This is a genomic window from Novosphingobium sp. AAP93 (assembly GCF_001296055.1).
In the GTDB taxonomy this organism is placed as follows: Bacteria; Pseudomonadota; Alphaproteobacteria; order Sphingomonadales; family Sphingomonadaceae; genus Novosphingobium.
Genome location: NZ_LJHZ01000072.1, coordinates 13,641 through 36,108, shown reverse-complemented (window position 1 = coordinate 36,108; position 22,468 = coordinate 13,641). Strand labels below are relative to the sequence as shown.

General features: G+C 65.4%; 20 protein-coding genes. 10 read left to right on the top strand and 10 right to left on the bottom strand.

Annotation, left to right across the window (positions count from 1 at the left end):
* The 3 genes from IP83_RS20675 to IP83_RS11695 all read left to right on the top strand — a co-directional run.
* On the top strand, window positions 1-235 hold a 235-nt coding region (locus IP83_RS20675; protein ID WP_197274349.1), incomplete at its 5' end, for a single-stranded DNA-binding protein.
* Entirely contained in the window at window positions 222-1,391 is a 1,170-nt protein-coding gene (locus IP83_RS11700; RefSeq protein WP_054122402.1) for an AAA family ATPase, read from the top strand. The genes IP83_RS20675 and IP83_RS11700, both read left to right, overlap by 14 nt.
* A gap of 274 nt (window positions 1,392-1,665) precedes the next feature.
* Window positions 1,666-2,502 carry an integrase arm-type DNA-binding domain-containing protein gene (locus IP83_RS11695; RefSeq protein WP_054122401.1) on the top strand — a complete coding sequence of 279 codons (837 nt, stop codon included), beginning with the start codon at window positions 1,666-1,668 and terminating at the stop codon, window positions 2,500-2,502.
* Here the strand turns inward: IP83_RS11695 and IP83_RS11690 are convergent.
* Window positions 2,432-3,337: a LysR family transcriptional regulator gene (locus IP83_RS11690; protein WP_054122400.1), complete on the bottom strand. Its 906-nt coding sequence runs from the start codon at window positions 3,335-3,337 to the stop codon at window positions 2,432-2,434. The two genes, IP83_RS11695 and IP83_RS11690, sit on opposite strands and share 71 nt — an antisense overlap.
* Window positions 3,338-3,461: 124 nt before the next feature.
* Between IP83_RS11690 and IP83_RS11685 the strand changes: the two genes are divergently transcribed.
* The 4 genes from IP83_RS11685 (at window position 3,462) to IP83_RS11670 (ending at window position 6,052) form a co-directional block, all read left to right on the top strand.
* Window positions 3,462-4,319 carry an alpha/beta fold hydrolase gene (locus tag IP83_RS11685; RefSeq protein ID WP_054122399.1) on the top strand — a complete coding sequence of 286 codons (858 nt, stop codon included), beginning with the start codon at window positions 3,462-3,464 and terminating at the stop codon, window positions 4,317-4,319.
* Between the two features lie 48 nt (window positions 4,320-4,367).
* A complete protein-coding gene (locus IP83_RS11680) occupies window positions 4,368-4,826 on the top strand; it encodes a DUF4437 domain-containing protein (RefSeq protein WP_054122398.1) in 459 nt (152 codons plus the stop codon).
* Between the two features lie 66 nt (window positions 4,827-4,892).
* Window positions 4,893-5,687: an SDR family oxidoreductase gene (locus IP83_RS11675; protein WP_231625020.1), complete on the top strand. Its 795-nt coding sequence runs from the start codon at window positions 4,893-4,895 to the stop codon at window positions 5,685-5,687.
* Between the two features lie 2 nt (window positions 5,688-5,689).
* On the top strand, window positions 5,690-6,052 hold the full coding sequence (locus IP83_RS11670) for a DUF427 domain-containing protein (RefSeq protein WP_054122397.1): 363 nt from the start codon (window positions 5,690-5,692) through the stop codon (window positions 6,050-6,052).
* 72 nt (window positions 6,053-6,124) lie between these two features.
* Here IP83_RS11670 and IP83_RS11665 read toward each other — a convergent pair whose 3' ends face one another.
* From IP83_RS11665 to IP83_RS11645, 5 genes are all read right to left on the bottom strand, one after another.
* Window positions 6,125-8,242: a PQQ-dependent dehydrogenase, methanol/ethanol family gene (locus IP83_RS11665; protein WP_054122396.1), complete on the bottom strand. Its 2,118-nt coding sequence runs from the start codon at window positions 8,240-8,242 to the stop codon at window positions 6,125-6,127.
* Between the two features lie 163 nt (window positions 8,243-8,405).
* On the bottom strand, window positions 8,406-8,999 hold the full coding sequence (locus IP83_RS11660; protein ID WP_054122395.1) for a TetR/AcrR family transcriptional regulator: 594 nt from the start codon (window positions 8,997-8,999) through the stop codon (window positions 8,406-8,408).
* A gap of 5 nt (window positions 9,000-9,004) precedes the next feature.
* Complete coding sequence (locus tag IP83_RS11655) at window positions 9,005-10,255, bottom strand: thiolase family protein (protein ID WP_054122394.1); 1,251 nt, start codon at window positions 10,253-10,255, stop codon at window positions 9,005-9,007.
* Window positions 10,252-11,775 carry a class I adenylate-forming enzyme family protein gene (locus IP83_RS11650; RefSeq protein ID WP_054122393.1) on the bottom strand — a complete coding sequence of 508 codons (1,524 nt, stop codon included), beginning with the start codon at window positions 11,773-11,775 and terminating at the stop codon, window positions 10,252-10,254. The genes IP83_RS11655 and IP83_RS11650 overlap by 4 nt, the downstream gene beginning before the upstream one ends.
* Window positions 11,772-12,992, bottom strand: a complete 1,221-nt coding sequence (locus IP83_RS11645; protein ID WP_054122392.1) for a cytochrome P450 — start codon at window positions 12,990-12,992, stop codon at window positions 11,772-11,774. The genes IP83_RS11650 and IP83_RS11645 overlap by 4 nt, the downstream gene beginning before the upstream one ends.
* A gap of 144 nt (window positions 12,993-13,136) precedes the next feature.
* Here IP83_RS11645 and IP83_RS11640 point away from each other — a divergent pair, with 144 nt between their 5' ends.
* Together IP83_RS11640 and IP83_RS11635 are read left to right on the top strand one after the other, a co-directional pair.
* A complete protein-coding gene (locus IP83_RS11640; protein WP_054122391.1) occupies window positions 13,137-13,454 on the top strand; it encodes an EthD family reductase in 318 nt (105 codons plus the stop codon).
* Window positions 13,455-13,465: 11 nt separating this feature from the next.
* The gene (locus IP83_RS11635) at window positions 13,466-14,206 is read left to right on the top strand and encodes an SDR family oxidoreductase (protein ID WP_054122390.1); all 741 of its coding nucleotides are present in this window, start codon (window positions 13,466-13,468) and stop codon (window positions 14,204-14,206) included.
* Window positions 14,207-14,272: 66 nt separating this feature from the next.
* On the opposite strand, the gene IP83_RS11630 is transcribed toward IP83_RS11635, so the two are convergent.
* From IP83_RS11630 to IP83_RS11620, 3 genes are all read right to left on the bottom strand, one after another.
* Window positions 14,273-15,835 carry a fatty acyl-CoA synthetase gene (locus IP83_RS11630; protein ID WP_231625019.1) on the bottom strand — a complete coding sequence of 521 codons (1,563 nt, stop codon included), beginning with the start codon at window positions 15,833-15,835 and terminating at the stop codon, window positions 14,273-14,275.
* Between the two features lie 81 nt (window positions 15,836-15,916).
* On the bottom strand, window positions 15,917-18,403 hold the full coding sequence (locus IP83_RS11625; RefSeq protein WP_082364657.1) for a TonB-dependent receptor: 2,487 nt from the start codon (window positions 18,401-18,403) through the stop codon (window positions 15,917-15,919).
* 58 nt (window positions 18,404-18,461) lie between these two features.
* Entirely contained in the window at window positions 18,462-19,388 is a 927-nt protein-coding gene (locus IP83_RS11620; protein ID WP_054122388.1) for an alpha/beta hydrolase, read from the bottom strand.
* A 315-nt stretch (window positions 19,389-19,703) separates the two neighbouring features.
* On the opposite strand from IP83_RS11620, the gene IP83_RS11615 reads away from it, so the two are divergent.
* Window positions 19,704-20,750 carry an AraC family transcriptional regulator gene (locus IP83_RS11615; protein ID WP_054122387.1) on the top strand — a complete coding sequence of 349 codons (1,047 nt, stop codon included), beginning with the start codon at window positions 19,704-19,706 and terminating at the stop codon, window positions 20,748-20,750.
* Window positions 20,751-20,782: 32 nt separating this feature from the next.
* Here the strand turns inward: IP83_RS11615 and IP83_RS11610 are convergent, their stop codons facing one another.
* Window positions 20,783-22,291, bottom strand: a complete 1,509-nt coding sequence (locus IP83_RS11610) for an NAD(P)/FAD-dependent oxidoreductase (protein ID WP_231625018.1) — start codon at window positions 22,289-22,291, stop codon at window positions 20,783-20,785.
* Between the last annotated feature and the right edge of the window lie 177 nt (window positions 22,292-22,468).

The following is a 22,468-nucleotide window of genomic DNA, read 5'->3' as shown; positions in this document are numbered from 1 at the left end:
CAAGGACAGCGAGTTCCACCGGATCACCTGCTTCAATGGCCTGGGCCAGAACGTCGCGAAGTTCTGCAGCAAGGGCCAGATGGTCACGGTCGAAGGCCGCATCCATTACACCCGGTGGGAAGACCAGGACGGCACCAAGCGCTACGGCTGCGAGATCATCGCCGACAAGGTCGAATTCCTCACCAAGGGCAGCACCACCACCGGCGACAGCGCCCCTGACATTGACGAAGACTGATCCCAAGCAACTCGGTGCGGTCGAGGCGGGCAAGCCCTTCGCGCTGGCGCTGGCCGCTGGCACCGAGACCGCGCGGATGGAGACCAACTTGCGGGCGCGATCCGAGACGCTCAAGCTTGCCCAGGCCGCTGCGCAGCAAGGGCGCACCGGCGAGGCGATGGAGCACCTCAAGGATCATATCGTCGAGGTCAGCGAGAACAGTGCAGTCGTTGCTGCGGAGCGCTGGTTGTCGCTCCCCCCTGCTGAGCGGGAGCGAACAGGGATCTATGTCTCGGGCAGACAGCTACGCGACGAGGTCAACGCGGCTGTGCAGACCGGGCTCGCCGCCAATGGGGAGATCGGGCCGGACAGAATGACCCTCACTGTTCTTTCCCGCGTCAACGCGACGCGCGAGGAGCTACGGCAGGTGCGGACCTACGCCCCGGGAATGGTGCTGGAGGTAACCGCGAAGCAGTCACGGCAGAAGCTTGCGAAGGGGCGGTATGATGTTCTGAAGGTGGATGCCGGCAAGGGCATCATCGAGCTTAGGGGAGCTGATGGCCAACGGCAAACGTTCCAGCCTTCGCGGATCGGGGCGCAGGGAGACAATCAGGTGCTCCAGCTTCTCGAGCGCAAGGCGCTGACCGTCTACACCGGCGACACGATCCGCTGGACCGCCAACGACCATCAGCGCGGGCTGATCAATGCCGATCGGGCGGCAATTGCCGCGATTGGCAATGACGGCCTTACCGTCCGCACATCATCTGGGATGGATCTGAAGCTCGACGCTGCCGATCCGATGCTGGCGCGGCTCGATCTGGCCTACGCGCTCAATGCCCACATGGCGCAGGGGCTGACCTCCGACAAAGGCATTGCCGTCATGGACAGACGCACCCGCAAGCTGCTCTCGGCCCGCAACTTTCTCGTGACGATCACCCGTCTGCGCGACGAGCTTACCCTTATCGTCGACAATCGCGACAAGGTCGAGATGGGCATCGGTCGCAACCCTGGTGACAAGACTTCGGCGCTGGAGGTGACGGAACGACTCGGTGCTGCGGCAGCCAGGGGGCAGGCGGCGGATAAGCCCCAAGAGGTCGGCAAGCTGCAGGAGCCTGAAAAGCTCCCAGAGCTTGAGCGCACGATCACAAAGGTCGTGCCGTTCGAGATGGGAATTTGAGATTGGAACTACGTTGGACTAAGAGACGAACGCGGTGTTGGTGAAATTGCCCAAGGAGACCGGCTTCGAAAAGACCGAAGTCAGATTCAGCAGAGACCATCTCGTCGTTCATGTTGGCTGTCTAAAATGGCTCCATTCGTCGCTAAAAAGCACCATCTGGACGCAAATTGGAATCGAACCGGGTATAAATTCTAGCTTGCTGGTATTTTTGATGGAGAACGATGCCATCAAATCCGAAATTAATCTCTATTTTTCATAAATTTAACTATATTGAGTGACTCCGTCCCCGACCCCGAACGGCACGGAAAAGAAGCTGGCGTTCGGAGCCTATCCTGAAGTTTCGCTGAAAGCTGCACGCGATCTTCGCGACGACGCCCGCAAGCTGCTCGCCGCCGGCATCGATCCCGCTGAGAAGAAGAAGCAGGATCGCCATGCCGCCAAGGTCAGCGCCGCCAACTCGTTCTTGGTTGTCGCACAAAGCTACATCGCCAAGTGCAAGCGGGAAGGCCACGCCGAAGCCACGACGACGAAACAGGAATGGCTGCTGAAGCTGCTCGATCGTGCAATCGGCCAGCGCCCCATTGCCGAAATCCAGCCGTTCGAAATGCTGGAAGCCGTCCGCAAGCATGAAACAACCGGACGCACCGAAGCGGCGCACCGCGCCTTGCAGTTCGCCAGTCAGGTCTTCCGCTTTGCTATCGCCAACCAGCTCGCCGCGTCCGACCCGACCCGCGATCTGCGCGGCGCATTGACCAGCCATAAGTCGAAGCACCACGCGGCCATTCTGGAGCCTAAGAAAGCCGGGGAACTGCTGCGGGCGATCGATGGCTACGACGGCCACCCCGGCACCACTTCCGAGAACGAAACCCTCAACCGCATCGATTGTTTGAGCAGGCTGAAAGCCCGCGCCTCGGTTGCGGCACAGCGCATGATTTCGCCGGTCCGCCGTAAGTCGCGGCGGCATGCGGTCCATCGGGCTGCAGGTCGGTCTTGCAGAGCCGCCGAGGCGAGATCGATCGATGAGAGGCGCGGTGCCGATGTCAGCGCGGCAGGGCGGCCAGCGAGGCGCGCAGGCGCGGCGCTGCGAAGTCGAGGAAGGCGCGCAGCTTGAGCGGGAGGAGCGCGGGGCCGGTGTGGACGAGGTGCACCGGGATCGGCCGGCCGACATAGGGCTTGAGGATTTCCGCCAGCCGCCCGTCGCGCAGGGCGGGCGCGGCCTGGTAAGAGGTCATCCGCGCGATGCCGAGCCCCTCGCTCGCCGCCTCGACCAGCGCGTCGGCGGTGTTGACGCCAAGCCGCGGACGGATCTGCAGCGGCGTTCCTTCCGCCTCGCCGGCAAAGTTCCAGGTGCGCGAGGCCTGCAGGCCCTCGAACGCGAGGCAATCGTGCGCCTCCAGCGCGGCGGGCGTTTCGGGCTCGCCGCGTTCGGCGAGGTAGCGCGGGCTGGCGACCGTGATCCAGCGGACTTCGCCCACGCGCATGCCCACCAGCCCGCTGTCGGGCAGACGGCCCAGCCGCGCAGCGAGATCGACATGGTTGTCGATCAGATCGACGACCGTGTCCGCCAGCACCAGCCGCACGTCGACCTTGGGATAGGCGCGCAGGAATTCGAGCACGACCGGGAGAATATGCAGCTTGCCGAAGGTGATCGGCGCGGTGACGAGCAATTCGCCGAGCGGCTCGCGGTATTCGCCCGCAGCGGCCCGTTCGGCTTCGTCGAGCTCGATCAGCAAGCGCCGGGCGGTGTGGACGAAGGCTTCGCCCGCATCGGTGAGCAGCAGCTTGCGCGGGGTGCGTACCAGAAGCTGGGTGGTAAGATGTTCTTCCAGCTCGGAAATCTTCCGGCTGACGGTGGACAGCGGCATGCGCAGCGTGCGCGAGGCGGCGGACAGGCTGCCGCCATCGACGGCGGCGACAAGCGTGCGCAGGGCATCGAAACGGTCCATTGAGCCTTCCGTCCAGCGGGAGCCAAGTTCCCGATCTTATCGAATACTCGGCGATAACGGAAGGGTCTAGGTCCTCTTCAGCGGCGGCGATGGCCCCGCCACACACCTGAAAAGGAACGGACGCATGACCCAGACCACCTACAAGACCGCGACCGTTGGCGGCCGCAAGATCTTCTACCGCGAGGCCGGAGACGCCGCGCTGCCGACGATCGTGTTGCTCCACGGCTTCCCCACCTCGAGCTTCATGTTCCGGAACCTGATCCCGCTGCTGGCGGACCGGTTCCACGTGATCGCCCCCGATTATGTCGGCTTCGGCCAGTCGGACGCCCCGTCCGCGACCGAGTTCGACTACACCTTCGACAACCTGACGGCGCATGTCGCAGGGCTGATCGATGCGCTCGGCCTCACCTCGTACATCCTCTACATGCAGGACTTCGGCGGCCCGGTCGGCTTCCGCCTGTTCGCCCAGCGCCCCGAGGCGGTGCGCGGCTTCGTGATCCAGAACACCAATGCCTACATGGCGGGCGTGGGCGAACCGGCCGCGCAAGTGTTCCTGCCGCTGTGGGAAAACCGCAACGCCGAAACCGAAGCGGCGGCGCGCGGCTTCCTTGCCGCCGGGACGACGCAGTTCCAGTATCTGGTCGGCGCGCGCGACGAAACCGCGATCAGCCCGGACAACTGGACCCATGACCAGGCGCTGCTCGATCGCCCGGGCACCGATGCCTGCATGCTGGACCTGCTCGACGACTACAAGACGAACGTCGCCGCCTACGACAGCTGGCACGCCGCCTTCCGCGCGCACACGCCGAAGACGCTGATCACGTGGGGCCGGGGTGATCCGTTCTTCACCCCCGCCGGCGCCGAGGCGTTCCTCGCCGACCTGCCGGACGCGAAGCTCGTCTGGCTCGATAGCGGCCACTTCGTGCTCGACGAGAATGCCGAGACCGTCGCCGCCGAGATCATCGACACCTTCGCAGCCTGAGTACCCCGATTTCCCTCAACCAATCCCGTCATTTCAAGGAGTTCCATCATGATCAAGAAGACCCTGTTCCTCGCCATCGCGTTCGCCGTCGGCAGCGCCAGCCTCGCTGCCGCCCAGGATGCCCCGCGCCCCGTGCACGAAGGCCCCTCGGTTAGCACCCCCGTAGACCAGATCTCGTTCTTCGGATCTGGCGTGAAGACCGACAAGGGCGAGTTGCAGGCCGGGCCGGCCTATGGCGATCTCCAGCACGGCCGCCACGGCACGTTCATCCACATGCCGGCTGGCTTCGTCAGCCCGGTCCACACCCACACCGAGGACTACTTCGCGGTGGTGATCAAGGGCGTCGGCGCCAACCAGCTGCCGGGCGGCAAGATCATCCCGCTCGCCGCCGGTTCCTACTGGTTCCAGAAGGGTGAGGAAGCCCACGTGACCCAGTGCCTCTCGAAGGAAGACTGCGTGTTCTTCATCGTTCAGCCGGGCAAGTTCGATTACGCCCCGGCCAAGTAAGGCAGCGCGGGTGGCCGGCAGCCCGATGTGGTTGCCGGCCAATCTCCCTTTTTCCCGAGACCTCTCATGACAACCATGCCCGCTTCGCGCCCCACGGCGCGCGTTGCCCTCGTTACCGGCGCCAGCCGCGGGATCGGCCGCGGCGTTGCCATTCGTCTGGCGCGCGATTTCGGCACTGTCGCCATCGTGGCGCGCGACCGGGCACGGCTGGGCGAGACCGCCGAAGCGATCCGCGCAGAGGGTGCTCTTGCGATCTGCATCGCCCGTGACTTGCGCGAGCCCGATGCTGCGGCGTCTGCGGTGCGCATGGTGCTGGGCGAGACCGGGCGGATCGATGCGCTGGTCAACGTGGCCGGCGCCGTGCCGCAGAAAGACCTTTTCTCGCTGGGCGACGCTGAATGGGACGATGGCCTGGCGCTCAAGTTCCATGCCGCGCGCCGTCTGACGCTGGCGGCGTGGGGCGCCCTCAAGGCCAGCGGCGGTTCGGCGGTGATCACCTCCGGCACGTCCGCGCTGGCGCCCAAGCCTGAATTTGCCGCTGTCGGCGTGATCAACGCCGCGATTGCCGCGCTCGCCAAGACATTTGCCGAGCGAGGCCTGAAAGAGGGCGTGCAGGTCAACAGCCTGCTGCCCGGCGCGATCCTCACCGACCGGCGGCGGGCGATGTTTTCCCGGCTGGCCGAAGTCGAGGGGCTGGGTCCCGCAGATGCTGCGGCCGGGTTTGTCGCCAAGGCCGGGATCGCCCGCCTCGGCCTGCCTGAAGACATTGCAGAAGCCATTGCTTTCCTCGTCTCGCCGCCCGCGCGCTGGATCACCGGCATTGCGCTGCGCGTCGACGGGGGCGAAACGAAGGGAATCTGACCATGCGCTCTTCCGGCTTTCTGACGCGGCCCGAGTACCGCATCGACCTTGTTCCCCTGCCCGTCGTGGTGCAGGCGCGGACGCCCTCGCGGCTCATCGCGGCAACCCGCCATGCCCTCCGGCTCGACGAGCAGAACCACGAGCCGGTGGTCTATTTTCCGAGCGCGTCGGTCGATCTCACCGCGCTTGTCCCCATGCCGGGGCGCACCACGCATTGCCCCTACAAAGGCGACGCGCGCTATTGGGCGCTGTCCGAAGCGCCCGATGTTCCTGTCGCGTGGAGCTATCCGCAGGTCTATCCCGAGGTTGCCGGGATTGCCGGGATGATCGCGTTCTACGCCGAACGGATCGCAGTGAGCCTGTAACCGGTGACCGCTGCAAGAAGGAAAGGGGCTGCCGGCGCGTGCCAGCAGCCCCTTTTCGTGTCCAGTGGCAGCCTACTTTGCGGCGAGCTGCTTGTCCTCGTTGGCGCGCTTGATGATATACATGCGGATGGCTTCGGCATCGGCGGGCTTCAGCACCGCCTTGAACGAGACCATGCCGTTCTGGTGGAGCTGGCCGCCGATCACGATGGCCTTCAGCGCGTCGGTGGAGGCGATCACGCCGGAGTGGCGCAGATCAGGGTTGAGCGCACCGGAAATCGCGGCATCACCGTGGCACATCGCGCAGTAGCGGCCATAAAGCTCGCCGCCGTGGGTCGCCTGCGCCGTGGTGCCGGTGAACGGCGGCGGATCGAGCACCATCTGGTTCATCGGCGGCGGTTCCGGGAGCTGGCCCTTGGCGCCGAGCTTGAACACCAGCAGGCGGCTGATGTTGCGCGCCGCGCCGCCCTTCCTGGCAAGCACACCGGTGGCGACATCCCACACCCCGCCCCAGCCGGCGAGGATCGCGACATATTGCTCACCGTCGATCGTGTAAGTCATCGGCGCGGCGATGATTCCGGTCTGGGCTTGGAAGGACCACAGTTTCTCGCCCTTGTCGGCGGTATAGGCGACGAATTCGCCGCCCGAGGTACCCTGGAACACGAGGTTGCCTGCGGTCGACAGCACGCCGCCGTTCGATGGGCCGGTGAGCTCGATCTTCCACGCGGCCTTCCGGTTGGCCACGTCCCACGCGACGAGCTGGCCCTTGGTCGCCGCCTTGGCGCTTTCCTGGATCTCGAGGTTGGCGGGCATCGAGACGGCATAGCCATCCATGCCGATCTTCCAGCCGATCGAAGTGGGCTTCCAGTCCTTGGCGGCAAGGTATGGCCAGCCGGCAAGGTTGGTCGGGATGTAAAGGTAGCCGGTCTTCGGGCTGTAGCTCTGCGGCTGCCACGAATGCGCGCCCACCGCGCCGGGCAGGCTGACGAAGGCCTTGCCGGTCTTCTCGTACTTCGCGTCGGGATTGATGGTCGGGCGGCCGGTTTCGGGATCAAGCCCGGTCGCCCAGTTCACCGGCACCCACGGCGTGCCGGAAATGAACTTGCCGGTCTTCACATCGAGCACATAGACATGCCCGTTCTTCGGTGCGTGGAGCGCGACGTGGCGCTTCTCGCCGCCAATCATGATGTCTGCCACGGTGATCTGCTGGTCGGAGTCGAAGTCCCAGCGGTCTTCCGGGGTCTCTTGATAGTGCCATGCGTACTGTCCGGTATCGGCGTTTACCGCGACGATCGAGGAGGTGTAGAGGCTGTCGCCCGCGCGGCCGTTCGCCGCCGGATTCCACGGCTCGGCATTGCCGGTGCCGAACAGGACGAGGTTGGTTTCGGGGTCATAGGTGATCGAATCCCAGACGGTGCCGCCGCCGCCGAGTTCCCACCACTTGTTGCCCCAGGTCTTCGCTGCTGCCTCGTGCGCCGCCTTGTTCACGCCCTCGGCGCCGAAGCCCTTGGCCGGGTTGCCGGGCACGGTGTTGAAGCGCCAGACTTCCTTGCCCGTCTCGGTATCGTAGGCGGCGATATAGCCGCGGGCCATGTATTCGGAACCGGCGGCGCCGATCAGCACGCGGCCCTTCACGATGCGCGGCGCCCCGGTGATCGTGTAGTCGGTCTGGTTGGGGACGGTGACCTTTTCCCAGAGCACCTTGCCGGTCTTCTGGTCGAGCGCCAGCAGGCGGCCATCGAGCGCGGCAACGAACAGCTTGTCGCCATAAAGCGCGACGCCGCGGTTCACCGCATCGCAGCAGGCGCGGTAGAGCGTGGAGCGCGGGACCTTGGGATCGAAGGCCCAGAGCGGCTTGCCGGTCTTGGCGTCATAGGCCTTCACCATCGACCAGGCGGTGGTCACATAGAGCACGCCGTCATGCACCAGCGGCGTCGCTTCCTGCCCGCGCGCCGAGTCCATGTCCGCGTACCAGGCAAGGCCGAGCTGATCGACGTTGTATTCGTTGATCAGCTTGAGCGGGGAAAAGCGCTGCTCGGCGTAGTCGCCGCCATAAGTCAGCCATTCGGCCCCAGGCACGCCGCGCAGCATCGCTTCGGTCACCGTCGCCATCGCGCCCGGCACTGCAATAGCTCCCGCCGCCAGCGTCAGACTGGAAGCCAGCCCAAACTTTCGCACAAACGAAATGCGCATACCTCTATCCCTCTCCTAGCGGCCCGGCATTGCCCGGGTCCCTGTTTATCGACTGGTCAAGCCGCCATGCCACATTGCACCATAGGCCGCGCATCAGGGCGATGATTTATCTGGCCAATTTTCTGGCTTTTCCTGCCTTTCGCCAAGCGCGCCGGAGGCCGTCTCACGCGTCCTGCTTCCTCAGCATGCCGATGAAGGCAGCGGCAATGTCCTGCGGCGTGTAGCGACCCTTGCGGTACCACGTCTGCGACCAGTTGAGGCTGCCGAACAGCGCGACCTTGAACAGCCAGCGGTCGGTTTCGGGTGCCAACGGCAGCGCCGCGATCAGCCTCTCGAAATGGCGCTCGTAGCGGTCGCGCTCGGCGTTGAGCGTGGGCAGCATGTCGGCAGGGAACGAGCGGACGAATTCGGGATTGACGATCCGGGCGTAGTCGCCGCCGTCGAGCAGAATGGAAAGGTGCGCGGCGCAGGCGGCCTCGATGGCCTGCCATGGATCGGCGCCGGTGCTGGCAAGCGCTTGGTCGATAGCGGCCTCGAAGCGGGCAACCCCCTTGCGGTAGACCGCGATGAGCAGGTCTTCCTTGGACTTGAAGTGATAGTAGAGCGATCCCGGCAGCATGCCGACCGCGCCCGCGATGTCGCGGATCGAGGTGCCATCGTAACCCTTGGCGGCAAACATTTCGGCGGCGGCATCGAGCAGCGCCTCGCGCCGGCTCTCGCCGCCGCGTGCTTCGAGTTTGGGGGCAGTGGTGGCCATGCGGGTCAATCCTTCTGCAGGATCATGACCGAACAGGCCGCTTCGTCAAAGCCCATCACGCCGCCGCCGTTCTCGGCCAAGGCAATGCGCGCGCCGCTCACCTGCCGGGGCCCGGCCTCGCCGCGCAGCTGAAGCATCAATTCGTCGATCATCGAAAGGCCGGTCGCGCCGACCGGGTGCCCTTTGCTGACAAGGCCGCCCGAAAGGTTGATCGGGATCGAACCGCCGAGCGTCGTCGCGCCGCTTTCGACCAGCCGCCCGCCTTCACCGATGCCGCAGAAACCCAGCATTTCGGACTGGTATATCTCGCAGAACGATGTCGCGTCGTGGACTTCGGCAAGGTCGATATCCTGCGGCGTGACTCCGGCAGCCTTGTAGGCCTTCTGTGCAGCAAGTTGCGACAGGCCAGGCTCGTCAAGGCGGCGATACTTGCCTGCCGTCATGGTGCTCGCAGCGATCCGCACCGCGCGGGCGCGGACGGCGGCGGGCTGGCGCGCGAGCCACGCGCCCGAACAGACCAGCGCGGCGGCGGCCCCGTCACCGATGGGCGCGCACATAGAGCGGGTGAGCGGCCAGCTCACCGGGCGGTCGGCCAGCACGTCCTCCACCGTCAGCGGGAAGCGGTACTGCGCCTTGGGATTGTGGACCGAGGCCTTGTGGTTCTTGGCGCAGGCCATCGCGATCTGGCGTTCGGTGGTGCCGTGGGTGCGCATGTGCCACGCGGCCTGCATGGCGTAAGTATCCATGAAGATGGTGCGCCCCGGGCCCGGCTCGAACGGCTTGCCGGATGCCTCGCCAGCTGCTGCGTAGTAGGCCATCCACTCGTCCGGGTCGTACTGGTCGATGCCGCCGTCGAAGAGGGCCTTGGTGCGTTCCGGGTGGGCCGGATTGAAGGTCTTCTCGACGCCGAAGGCGATGCTGAGGTCGGTCTGGCCGCTCAGCACATCCTTCCACGCGCCGTGGAGCGCGATCGAGGCCGTGGCGCAGCCGCCTTCGACGTTGATGACGGGCACGCGTTCGGGGAACAGCCCCTCGCGCACCAGCGGGGTGAGGCAGACCTGCCCGCGGATGCTGCCTTGACCATCGGTCCACATGCCGCAGTTGCCGAACCACGCCATGCCGATGTCGTTGCCATTGGCGAGGCCCGCATCGGCGAGCACGCCGAGGTAGACTTCGCGCGTCAGGTCCTTGAAGCTGCGGTCGGGGAACTTGCCGAAGGCGCTGGAATAGCTGCCGACGATATAGACGTCCGTCATCCGGCGGTCTCCCAATAGGCCGCGCGCAACTCGCGCTTGAGCACTTTGCCCAGCGCATTGCGTGGGAATTCGGTGCGGAATTCGAGGTCCGCGAGACGTTGCGTCTTGGCGAGGCGGGCGTTGGCCCATTCCAGCAGCGCCGCTGCGTCCGGTTCCCCGCGCGGAATGACCAGCGCGAGCGGTGTCTCGCCCCACTTGGGGTGCGGGATGCCGATGACGGTCACGTCCTGCACCTCCGGGTGCTGGCCGATCACGGCTTCGAGGTCGGCAGGAAAGATATTGAAACCGCCCGAGAGGATCATGTCCTTCTTGCGGTCGACGATGTGGAGGAAACCTTCCTCGTCGATCATGCCGATATCGCCGCTGCGCAGGTAATGCGTGCCGGCTTCGTCGCGCCAGAGGATCGCGGCGTCGAGATCGGGCCGGTTGTGATAGCCCGCCATCATGCCGAGCCCGCGCCCGACTATCTCACCCGGCTGGCCGCGTGGCACTTCGCGGTCGTCATGGCCGATGATGCGCATGTCGAAGCCGATGACCGGGCGGCCCACGGCGGTGGGGCGGGAAGGCTTGTCGCCCGGCTTGCGCATCGTCGCGAAACCTTCGCTGAAGCCATAGAGTTCATAGACGTTGGGCGTCATGCGCTCGATCACCGCTTCGCGCGTGTCGGGCCGCAGCGAGGAACCGGCGGACAGGAGTGCCTTCAGGCTGGAGAGATCGTGCCCGCCGAGAGCGGGATCGTCGAGCGTCACGATGCACTGCGTCGGCACCATGAAGGCGTGCGTCACCCGGTGTCGCTCGATCAGCGCAAGGGCGCCGGCGGGGCTGAACTGCTCCATGATCACGATGGTCGCGCCCAGCAGCAGCGGCGGGAGCACCATGAACATCGTGCCGTTGGAATAGAGCGCGGTCGTGACAAGCGTCACGCTGTCCCGCGTCATGCCGAGTTCGAGCGCGTTGGACCACGCGAAATGCATGCGCGCGCCGTGGCTCTGGACGATGCCTTTGGGCAGGCCCGTGGTGCCGGAGCTGTAGATGATGTTGAAGCGGTCGTCGGGCTGGATGCGAACGGCGGGGTCGCTGTCCGAGGCAGCGGGGAGCGTTTCCCAGCCTTCGCCTGCGAAGCCGATGGCGACCCGGCGAATATCTGCCGGAAGCGCTGCGGAATCCACCAGCGCCCGGTTGCTCGCAGAAACAAACACCGTCTTCGCGCCGCTGTCGGCCATCATCGTCGCGATCTGCGCGCCCGTCAGGAGCCCGCTGATCGGCACCATGCAGGCGCCCGCGCGGACGATGCCGAACATGACTTCCAGCATGTCCAGCGAATTGGTCATCACCAGCGCGACGGGTTCGTCGTTCCGAACGCCTAGGCCGATCAGCGCATTGGCGACGCGCGCGGTGCCTTTGTCGAACTCGCCCCAGGTCATCCGGCGCTCGCCGCAGATGGCGGCGATCCTGTCGGGCGCGAAGCGGGCGTGGGTGGCCCACACGCTTGGCATGCCGAAGGCGGGCGCCTCGATCATCCCGTCACCATCGGCATTTCGCGCACGCCGCGCATGGTGAGCGTGTCCATGTATTCTGCGGTGTCCGACGCCAGCGCGAGGTTCGGAAACCGCGCGAACAGGCGGCTGATCGCGATGCGGCCCTCGGCGCGGGCGAGCGGCGCACCGAGGCAGAAGTGGATGCCGTGGTTGAACGTGAGGTGGCGGTTCGGCGTCCGCGTGATGTCGAACCGCGCCGCGTTCTCGAACACTTCGGGATCGTGGTTGGCGGCATTGACCATGGCATAGACGCGGTCGCCCTTGCGCAGTGTCTTGCCGCGCATGTCGAACGGTTCCTTGACCACGCGCACCACCGCGCCGGTCGGCCCTTCGAAGCGCAGCATTTCTTCCACCGCACCGGCGACGAGCGAAGGATCGGCAATCAGTTTCGCCTTCTGCTCGGGGTTCTGCAGCAACGCGCGCACGCCGTTGCCGATAAGGTTGGTGGTCGTCTCGTGCCCGGCGAAGAGGAACAGGATGCACGAGCCGATCAGTTCTTCCTCGCTGATCTGGCCGGTCTGCTGCAGCATGACGAAATGCGAGATGACATCGCCGCGCGGGCGGGTCTTGCGGTCTTCGGCGGCGGCGCGGAAGTAGTCCGCCATGGCGACGATCCCTGCACGCCCGGTCTCGTACTTGTCGCCGGTGCTGGTGGCGTTGCCGAGGAACGGCTGGAGTTGCATCGACCAGTCGCGCAAGGCTTCCATGTCCTCGCGCGGGATGCCGAGCAGGTCCATGATAACGCTCGCGGGGAGGGGATTGGCGAACTCGCTGATGCACTCGAACCTACCGTCCCCGCGCGCTGCGATCCTGTCGAGCAGCCCGTCCGCCAGTTCGGCGATCCCGGCTTCGAGATCGCGCATCACGGCAGGGGTCACTACCTTGTTGAGCAGGGTGCGCAGGCGGGTGTGGTCGGGCGGATCCTTGAACACGACCCAGGTGTTCAGATAGCGGATCAGGTCCGCCAGCTTCGCGCGTTCCTCGCCCTGCTGGCTGTCGAAGAAGGGCGTGAGGCGGTCCGAGGTCACACCGCTGTTCATCTGCACGGCCTTCACATCATCATGCCGCGTCAGCACCCAGCCCTTGAGCAGCGGTGACCAGTGCACCGGGTCCTCCGCCTGCAGGCGCAGCAAGGTTTCCAGCGGGCGCTGGATGATGTCCGGATCGCGCGGATCGAAGACGAGGGCGGTTTGGGGCATGACGCGGCTGAACCTTGGCAAATTCGCGCTTTGGCTATCATCCGGCCCTTGCCATAGCAAACACTTGTTTGGTAGCCTCCCCACGAAGGCGCGACAGGTGCAGCAAGGCTGCACAAAAGAGGCAAGCGCCACGGGAGAGGATGCATGCTCAAGCTCGTTGCCGTGTGGTCGGCGCCCAAGCCGGAGGACCGCGAGGCCTTCGAAACCGCCTATGCCAATGTCCACGCCCCGCTGGCGCGCGCGCTGCCGAACCTGACCAGCCTCGAGACCATCCTCGTCGCCGAAGGGCTCGAAGGCGCCGAGGCCGGGGCCTACCGCTTCGCGATCATGACCTGGCCGGACAAGGCTGCGCTCGAGCGGGACGAACAAACCCCGGAATGGCTGGCGCTGCGGGCCGATGCCGGCGGCATGATCGAGCGCTTCGGCGTGACGCTCGTCTCCTCCATCGGCCACGACGGCTGAGGGGGGGCGCCATGTCCATTCTCGTCACCGGCGGCACCAAGGGCATCGGCCTCGCCATCGCCAAGCGGTTTGCCAAGCCCGATACGGACGTGTTTCTCAATTTCCGCGCCGATCAGGCGTCGGCGGACAGCGCCAAGGCGGAAATCGAGGCGCTGGGCGCGCGCTGCCATCTGATCCAGGGCGATGTCAGCACGCCGCAGGGTGCGCAGGCGGTCGTGGCGGAAGTGGCCGCGAAGACGGACCGGCTGGACCAGCTCGTCCACTGCGCGGTGAAAGTGCTGCCCGAGCCGTTGCTGACGGTCGATCCCGTCACCTTCACCGAGGCGATCAATCTCAACGGCACGGCGCTGGTCTATCTGGTGCAACCCGCCGCGAAGCTGTTCCGCCGGGGCAGCACGGTGTTCTTCCTGTCCAGCCGAGGCAGCCGTACGGTGATCCCGAACTATGCCGCCGTCGGCGCAGGCAAATCGCTGGCGGAAAGCCTGATCCGCTATCTGGCGCGTGAACTGGCGCCGCTCGGCGTGCGGGCCAATTGCGTCGCGCCAAGCGCAGTCGATACCGAAGCGCTGCGGCAGGTCTATGGCGAGAAGACCGACGAAATCCTCGCCGCCGCGGCCGCCGCCAGCCCGAGCGGGCGGAACGTGACGCATGACGACTACTGCAGCCTGATCGAATACCTCGCGAGCCCATCGGCGGCGATGATCCAGGGGCAGGTCGTATTTGTGACGGGCGGGGAGTATCTGGCGGCCTGATCCTCGATGGCCCGCCCCTTACCCATCGTCATTCCCGCCTGCGCGGGAATGACGATGGGTGTTTGATCAGAGCAGCGAGAGCCGAAGTTCGCGCTTCAATATCTTCCCGCTCGCGTTGCGCGGCAGGGTCTCGGCGAAGACGACCCTCTTCGGGACCTTGAACGCTGAAAGGTGCTCGGCGCAGTGCGCGAGGACTGCCTCCACCTCCAGCACATGCCCGTCGCGCAGCACGATCACGGCGGTGACTGCCTCTATCCACTTCGGGTCGGGCAGGCCGATCACCGCCACTTCGCTGATCGCCGGGTGCTGGTAGAGCACTTCCTCCACCTCGCGCGAGGCGACGTTTTCGCCGCCAGTCTTGATCATGTCTTTCTTGCGGTCGACCACGGTGATGTAGCCCGCCGCGTCCGCCACGCCGAGATCGCCGCTGTGGAACCAGCCGCCGGCAAAGGCATCCGCCGTGCGCTCGGGGTCGTTCCAGTAGCCCGACAGGAGCTGGGGCGAGCGGTGGACGATCTCGCCGACTTCGCCGGGGGCCACGGGCTGCATGGCATCATCGACGATGCGGGTTTCGACATGGAGCGTCGGGCGGCCCGCTGACCCCAGCCGCGCGGCGTGCTCCTCGGGGAACAGAATCGTCGCGACGGGGGCGATTTCGGTCTGGCCATAGAGGTTCCACAGGCGCAGCTGCGGGATCCGCACATTCATTTCGCGCAGCACTTCGACCGGCATGATCGAGGCGCCGTAATAGCCCTTCTCGAGCGCCGAGAGGTCGGCCGTCTCCATCAGCGGCGAGCGCAGCAGCGAGATCCACACCGTCGGCGGCGCGAAGAACGAAGTGGCCTTATGCTGCACCAGCAGCTGCAGCACATTGTCCGCCGCGGGCGAGCCGGTAATCACGTTGATCGTGCCGACATGGAGCGCAGGCCCGATCATGCAATCGAGCTGGGCGCAGTGGAACAGCGGCATGGCGTGGAGCGCAACCGTGCTCGCCGTCCACTCGCAATCGATGATGCAGCTCTGGTATTCCCACAGCACCGCATTGTGCGACAGCATCGCGCCCTTGGGGCGGGATTCCGTGCCGCTGGTATAGACGATCTGGAGCAGGTCCTCGCCGCCGCGCTCTTGCGGGGCGAGGGGATCGTCCGAGAGGAGGTCGGTCCACGCAGGCAGGCCGGCAGGCGGCGGCGCCCATTCGCCGGGGATGCCGTAGACATGTTCGAGCGCGTCGCTCCGGGCGGCAAGGCCGGTCTCGATCGTGGTCTCGTCGACGAACAGCACGCGCGCGCCCGAATGGTCGAGGATGTAGCGCACGTCCTCGGCATTGAGCATGAAGTTGATCGGCACGAGCACCGCATCGGCCCGTGCGATGGCGAAGCGCAGCGCGATGAAGGCGTGGCTGTTGCGCGCGAGGATGGCGATGCGGTCACCCGCCTGCATCCCCAGCTGTCGCAGCCCCGAGGCGAGCCGCTCGACCTCGCGGTGGAACTCGGCATAGCTCCACGTCACCCCGCCGCAGATGATTGCAGGTTTTGCGCCGTGCCGCTCCGCCGAGCGCGTGAGCATGGCGGAAAGCGACTGCGCCCGGGCGCGGGCGATGACCGGATCAGGCTGCATCAGCGAGGACATGGTGACCCTTTGGGCTTTGGTATGTTGCGCAGCAAAAAGGGAGCAGCGCGCGCTGCGCTGCTCCCCCCTTGAAGCCCTTGCCTACTTCCACTTCACCCTGAGCGAAACGCCGTAGGTGGCCGGCATGCCGGTCGCCTGGGTGATGATGTCGTTGTACGAGATGATGTTCTGGACGTTGAACGTGTTGAACACGTTCTTGCCCCACGCCGAGATCGAGATCCGGTCGCCCGGGAAATCATAGCCGATGCGGGCATCGACGATGGTGTAGCCGTCGATCCGGAACGGGAATGTCTTGATCGACCGGTACGGTGCGGGCGGGATCTTCAACGTGCTGCCGCCGATATAGGCATCGACATCCGCGCGGTAGTTGGCGGAGGCACCGACGAAGAACGTGCCGCCATTGCCCAGCGGGACCCGGTAGTCGATGTCGCCGGTCAGGCTCCACGTCGGCGCGAAGGGCAGGCGGTTGCCGGCGAAGTTGTATTTCGTGCCGGCACTGCCATAGCCGTTGCCAAGGATGTTCCCGAAGACCGTGGTGGCGGTGTATTCGTCAACCTTGGTCTTGAGGTAGCTGGCCGAACCGCTCAGCGTCAGCCCGGAAACCGGACGGAGCACGATATCGGTCTCCACCCCGAAGATGTGCGACTTGGGCACGTTGTCGAGGCGCTGGAGCAGGCCGAACAGGGCGGTATCGACGGTGCCCTGGATCTGCTTGTCCTTGTAGTCCTGATAGAAGATCGCGCCGGTCCACGAGATCGCGTTGCCCATGAACTTGGCCTTGAAGCCGCCTTCATACGAGGTCACCCGCTCCTGCCGGGCAGGCGCGAACACGTCGACCGTCGCGCCGGTGATCACCGGGAAGCTGCCCGCCTTGAAGCCGCGCGAAACGTTGGCATAGAGCAGCAGGTCGTTGCTCGGCTTGAAGTCCAGGCCCGCGCGCCACGACACGTTGTTCTCCGCGAGGCGGCCCAGGTAGGGCTTGCCGTTGGTGAAATCGGGGAAGAACGAGTAGCAGGCGCCCGGATTGTTGAAGCCGAGGCCGAACAGCACCGAAACGCGCTGGTCGGGTGCGGCATCGTTGTTGCACATGCGCTGATTGTTGATCGAGTGCGTGTAGCGGATTCCGGCCTTGAAGGTGAGCTGGTCGGTAAGGTCATACTCGCCGTTGGCGAAGGCCGCGATGTTGTCCATCTTGCCCCGGCTGTCGACGGTGCTGATGTGGATCCACGCCGTGCCCGCGTTCGACAGCGAGTTGTCGCCGTAGGTGATGTCCTGGATCTCGTTGACCTTGGAGTGGTTGTAGTTGCCGCCCAGCGTCCAGCGGAAGCGCTGACCCGGAGATGCGGCGTTCGAGATGCGCAGTTCCTGCGAGAAGTCGTCGATCGTGCCGTCGTCGCGCGGGGCGTCGACCATCTCGAAGGGCGAACCGTCGAGGTCGAACGACATCTTCTGGCTCAGCCGGTTGTAGCCGGTGATCGAGGTGATCGCGATGCTGTCGGTCACCTGCAGGTCGGCGCGCAGGATCGCCTGGAACAGGGTGCGGTCGCCGGCCGGGATGGCCGGTTCGGTCTGGGACTGGAAGCCCGGCCGATAGCCCGGTGCCGGATTGGGCGGGAACGGCAGGCCACCAGTCAGTGGGCCGGGGACGCGGGCAACCGTGGTCCAGCTGGCGGCGCGCAGGTTGCGGGGCGTGAACGGCGCATTGAGTTCCGCAAACGAAGGCGCGGAGGGGACGGAGGGCACCGTCGCGATGATCTGGAGCGCCTGCGGCTCGGAGCGATCGACCGAGCCGTTGAGGTTGAGCTGGAACTTCAGCTTTTCGCTCGCCTGCCATTCGGTGATCAGGCGCGCGGCGACATAGTTCGTCGTGCCGTTCTTCTGCTTCGGATCGAGGAAGTTGTACTGCCAGGCGTCGCGATGCATCGCGTCGAAGGCGAAGCGCATGCCGACCGTCTCGCTCACCGGGGCGCTGATGAAGCCGGAGCCGTGGACTTCGTTGAAGCGGCCGTAATCGAGATTGAAACCGGCCTGGAGTTCCTTGGTCGGCTTGGCCGCGACGTAGTTGATCGCGCCGCCGGTCGAGTTCTGGCCGAACAGGGTACCTTGCGGGCCCTTCAGCACTTCGACGCGCTCGAGGTCATAGAGCGAGTGGCCGGCAAGCACCGGGAACGTCAGCGGTGCCTGGTCCATCGAGACGCTGACCGCCGGATAGACGCCGAGCGCGTCCGCGTTGTAGCCGATGCCGCGCAAGGTGTAGACCGGGGTGGCGTGGGTGGACGGTGCAAGCGCCATGCCCGGGATGTATTTGACGAGGTCTTCGGCCCTTCCGATGTTGCGGCGCTCGAGCAACGAGGTGTCGAACGCGGCGATGCTCGCGCCGACCTTGCTGATGCTTTCGTTGCGCTTGTTCGCGGTCACGATGATTTCGCCGACCGGGGCTTCTTCCGCTGCCGCCTGTTCAGCAGCGGGAGCCGGGGCCGGGGCCGGGGCCGCGAAGGCCGGATGTGCGATGCCTGCAAGGCCGATGGCGGCCGAGGTCGCCATTAGGTTGCGCCTGATCTTGCTCATTTTTCCCTCTCCTTTGGTCTGTCGTTTTGTTGTTGTGGCTTCGCCCTGACGGGGCTCGTCAGCCGTTCACCAGATCTGCAAACACGCCGATCGCGCGCCGCAGGATGCGGTCGGCGGTCGGGAAGGCGGCCCGCATCGTGGCAAGGCCGTGGATGAGGCCGGCCGCTTCCATGAAGTGGACCTCCATCCCGGCATCGGCCATGCGGCCGGCCATCGCGCGGCCCTGATCGCGCAAGGGGTCGAGGCCCGCGGTGAGAATCACCGCAGGCGGCAGCGCAGCGGGCAGCGGATGCAGCAGCGGCGATGCAGCGGGTCCGGCGGCGTCACCATCGCCGGGCAGGTAATCCGCCGCAAAGCGCGCGAGCAGCCTCGCATCGAGGATGAAGCCTTCGCCGAACGCCTTGTACGAACCGCGATCCGGCGCGGTGCAATCGAGCCAGGGATAGACAAGCAGCTGCGCCTTGACCTTCTCGGCCCCGAGCACGGCAGCGACGTAGTACGCCAGATTGCCGCCCGCGCTGTCACCCGCAGCGGCGAGGCCGGTGACGGGGGCTTCAAGCTCCGCCGGGCTGCCGAGCACGAACCCGGCCGCCGCGACGCAATCGTCATGGCTGGCGGGGTAGGGGTCTTCGGGACCCATCCGATAGTCGACCGCGACCACGCGGCAACCGGTGATCGCGGCAATCGTGCTGCAGACCGGATGATGCGTTTCGAGATCGCCGATCACCCAGCCGCCGCCGTGCATGTAAAGCACGACCGGGCCGGCCGCCGCTTCGCCCGGGAAATAGGCGCGCAGCTTGCAGGATGGGCCATCGAGATCCTTCCAGCGCACGCCTGCTTCGGGCTGCACATCGAACAGCGCGCCCATCTGCAGATAGACCGCGCGCATGTCGGTCGCGGAGAGATCGGCGAGGTGCGGGCCGCCCTGCTCGGCGATTCCGGCGAGCACCGCGGCGGTTTCCGGCAAGACAAACGGTTCTTCCATCAAAAGGCTCCTGCGACCTGGAAAGACAGATTCAGCCCGCAGCGAGCATGCGCGCGGGCTCTGGCGGCGAAATGCCGCAGCATTGCTTGTTTGGGGCCGCCATGTTCCGTCCGGAATGGTCGTGCGGCAAAGGTATGATAAATAACGATATCCCCCCAAAGCTTCTGCCTGTTATCGGTAAAGCTATGCCAAGGGGCGTCGACGCACCATGTCGCTGCGCGCCAAGTTATTGACGGATGTGGCCAGCGACAGGTACGCTGCCAAAAAACAAGGCAGCACTAGGGGCAGCACTAGGGGAAGAGGAGGGGATGGAGCATGGACTCCAATGCACTCTACGCGACCTTGCCGGATCTGAGCGCTCGGATCATGCGCAGCGCCCTGGCCAGCCAGACCAGGGTTGATTGGGATGATTTCTGCCGCACCAGCCATGTCCGGCCGGTGCGCCTCGACGTCGGCTCCGGCCAGTTGCTGGCGCAGGAAGAAATGCAGCTGCAAAAGTCGTTTGCGGCGTGCACGGCCAGCGCGCGCAACATCTGGTTCGATGTCGGCTTGCGCTACCGGGCGATCAAGTTCGGCGAGCTCGGCCTTGCCATGATGACGTCGCGCACGCTGGGCGAGGCGCTGCAGATCGCTTGCCGCTGTCAGGCGCTGACATATTCCCTTATCAATTATCGTTATGCCTCTGCGCCCAACGGCGCCTTTGCGCTTATCGGCACGTACGGAAAGCTTTCCGAGGAGCTGCGCGATTTCTCCCACTATCGCGATCTCGGCGCGATCCGGACACTGGTAGCCGATCTCATGGGCGGAGACTTGCCCCTGGAGCGTGTGACCATCGCCGCGCCGCCTGCGCCCGATTGGGAGCAGCAGCGCCGCCATATGCCGTGCCCCGTCCAGTTCAATGCGGAGCAGACGCAGTGGCTGTTCAAGCCGGGCGCGGCAAACCTGCCACTGCCGATGGCGGACAGCGATCTCGTGACGCTCTACAGCTCGCGCTGTGACAGTATTCTGCGCCGCGCGCAGACCGATGGCACGATAAAGGGGCGGCTCGCTGCCCGGCTCAGCCGCAGCGACACGGATTTCCCCACAGCGGGCGAAGCCGCCCGCATGCTGGCGCTGTCCGAACGCACGCTGCACCGACGGCTGGCGGAAGAAGGCACGCGCTTTTCGGCGATGATTGACGAGGCACGCTACAGCCGCGCGCGCGAATTGCTCACGGAAGGCCACTTGGCGATCGAGCAGATCGCCGTCGCGGTCGGCTTTACCGAGCCGTCCAGCTTCTCGCGCGCGTTCAAGCGCTGGTCGGGCATGGGTGCGCTCGAGTACCGGCGGCAGGCCCAGGCGAGGAACCAGCTTCTCGCCTGAGGCCTGCCGCCCACATTTTCAGGTAGGCTGCTTCAGCTATAGGCAAACTCCGCGCCGTCGAGATCGACCGCCGGGATGTCTTCCGCCTCGCGCCAGTAGTCCTGCGTGTGGCGCCATTCGGGCTGCTCGCCGAGGCGCTTGGGCAGCTTGTCCATATCGCGCATCAGGTAGCTGGGATTGAAGTTGTCGTCCTCGATCCACGGTAGCAGCGGCTCGTTCGCCAGTGCCGGCGGGATCACGATGTTGACTTCCTTCGCGCCCTTCGCGTCCATGTGGCTCAGCATGCGGCAGACGAAATCGCCGAGCAGGTCGACGCGCAAGGTCCACGCGGCACGGAAATAGCCGAAGACCCAGACCATGTTCGGCACGCCTTCGAACATCATCCCGCGGTAGGTCGCCTTTTCCGACCAGTCGACTTCCTTGCCGTCGACCTCGAAGGTGATCCCGCCCATCATCAGCAGCTTGAAGCCGGTCGCGGCCATGACGATGTCCGCCTTGAGCTCGTCGCCCGAGCCGAGCTTGATGCCGTCCGCCGTGAAATGGTCGATTGTGTCGGTGATCGCGCTCACCTTGCCGTCGCGGATCCGCTCGAACATGTCGCCATCGGGGATGAAAGCCAGGCGCTGTTGCCAAGGCCGATAACGCGGCGTGAAGTGTGGCTCGAACTGGAAGTCGGGACCGGCATACTGGCGGATCAGTTCCTTCAGTTCCTCGAACACGAGGTCAGGCTCGGCCCGCGCGCGGTGATCGAGCATCTTGAGGTTGTGCAGATAGTCCAGGCGGACGACGCGGTGAACGGTGTCCTCGTCGACGCCGATCTCGCGCAGCTTGTCAGCCAGATCGCTGCGGTTGGGATAGCAGTAGAAGTAGGTCGGCGAGCGCTGCAGCATGGTGACGTGCTTGGCCTTGTCGGCCAGCACCGGGATGACTGTCGCTGCCGTAGCACCCGAGCCGATGACAACGACTTCCTTGCCGGCATAGTCGACTTCGTCGTCCCACTTCATCGCGTGGATGAGCTGGCCCTTGTAGTCGCCCATGCCCGGCCATTCGGGCAGGTAGGGGTTCTGGTGGTCGTAGTAGCCCTGGCACATCCACAGGAAGTTGGCGCGGTAGGTCGGCCCGGCCGAGCCATCAGCCTTGCGGGTTTCCACGGTCCACAGCTTCTCGGAAGTCGACCACGAGCAGCGCGTGATCAGCGTGCCGAAGCGGATGGCCTTGTCGAGGTCGTTTTCAGCGAGCACGTCGCGCAGGTACTTGCGGATTTCTTCGGCGGTGGCGATCGGCGGGCCGACCCACGGCTTGAAGCGGTAGCCGAAGGTGTAGAGGTCTGAATCGGAGCGGACGCCGGGGTACTTGTGCGTGTGCCAGGTGCCGCCGATATCGTCCTTGGCTTCAAGGATCACGAAGCTCTTGTCCGGGTTCTGCGTCTTGAGGTGATAGGCGCTGCCGATGCCGGAAATGCCGGCCCCGACAATCAGGACATCGAAATCCTGCGTCGCGGCGGTGCTGTCCTGCTGCGGTCTTTCCATTACTTCGGTCACATCCTGCTCCACTCTGGCCTGCCTCGCGCCGGGGGGCGGCGCGGCATGATTGCAGCGTGGAATGTCTCCAAGGAGGCCATGCGATGCAACGTCGCCAGCCGCCAACAAACTGGCCCGGACTGCCATTTTAGGTCGGCACGAAAAAAGGGCCGGCCATGCGGCCAGCCCTTTCTTCAA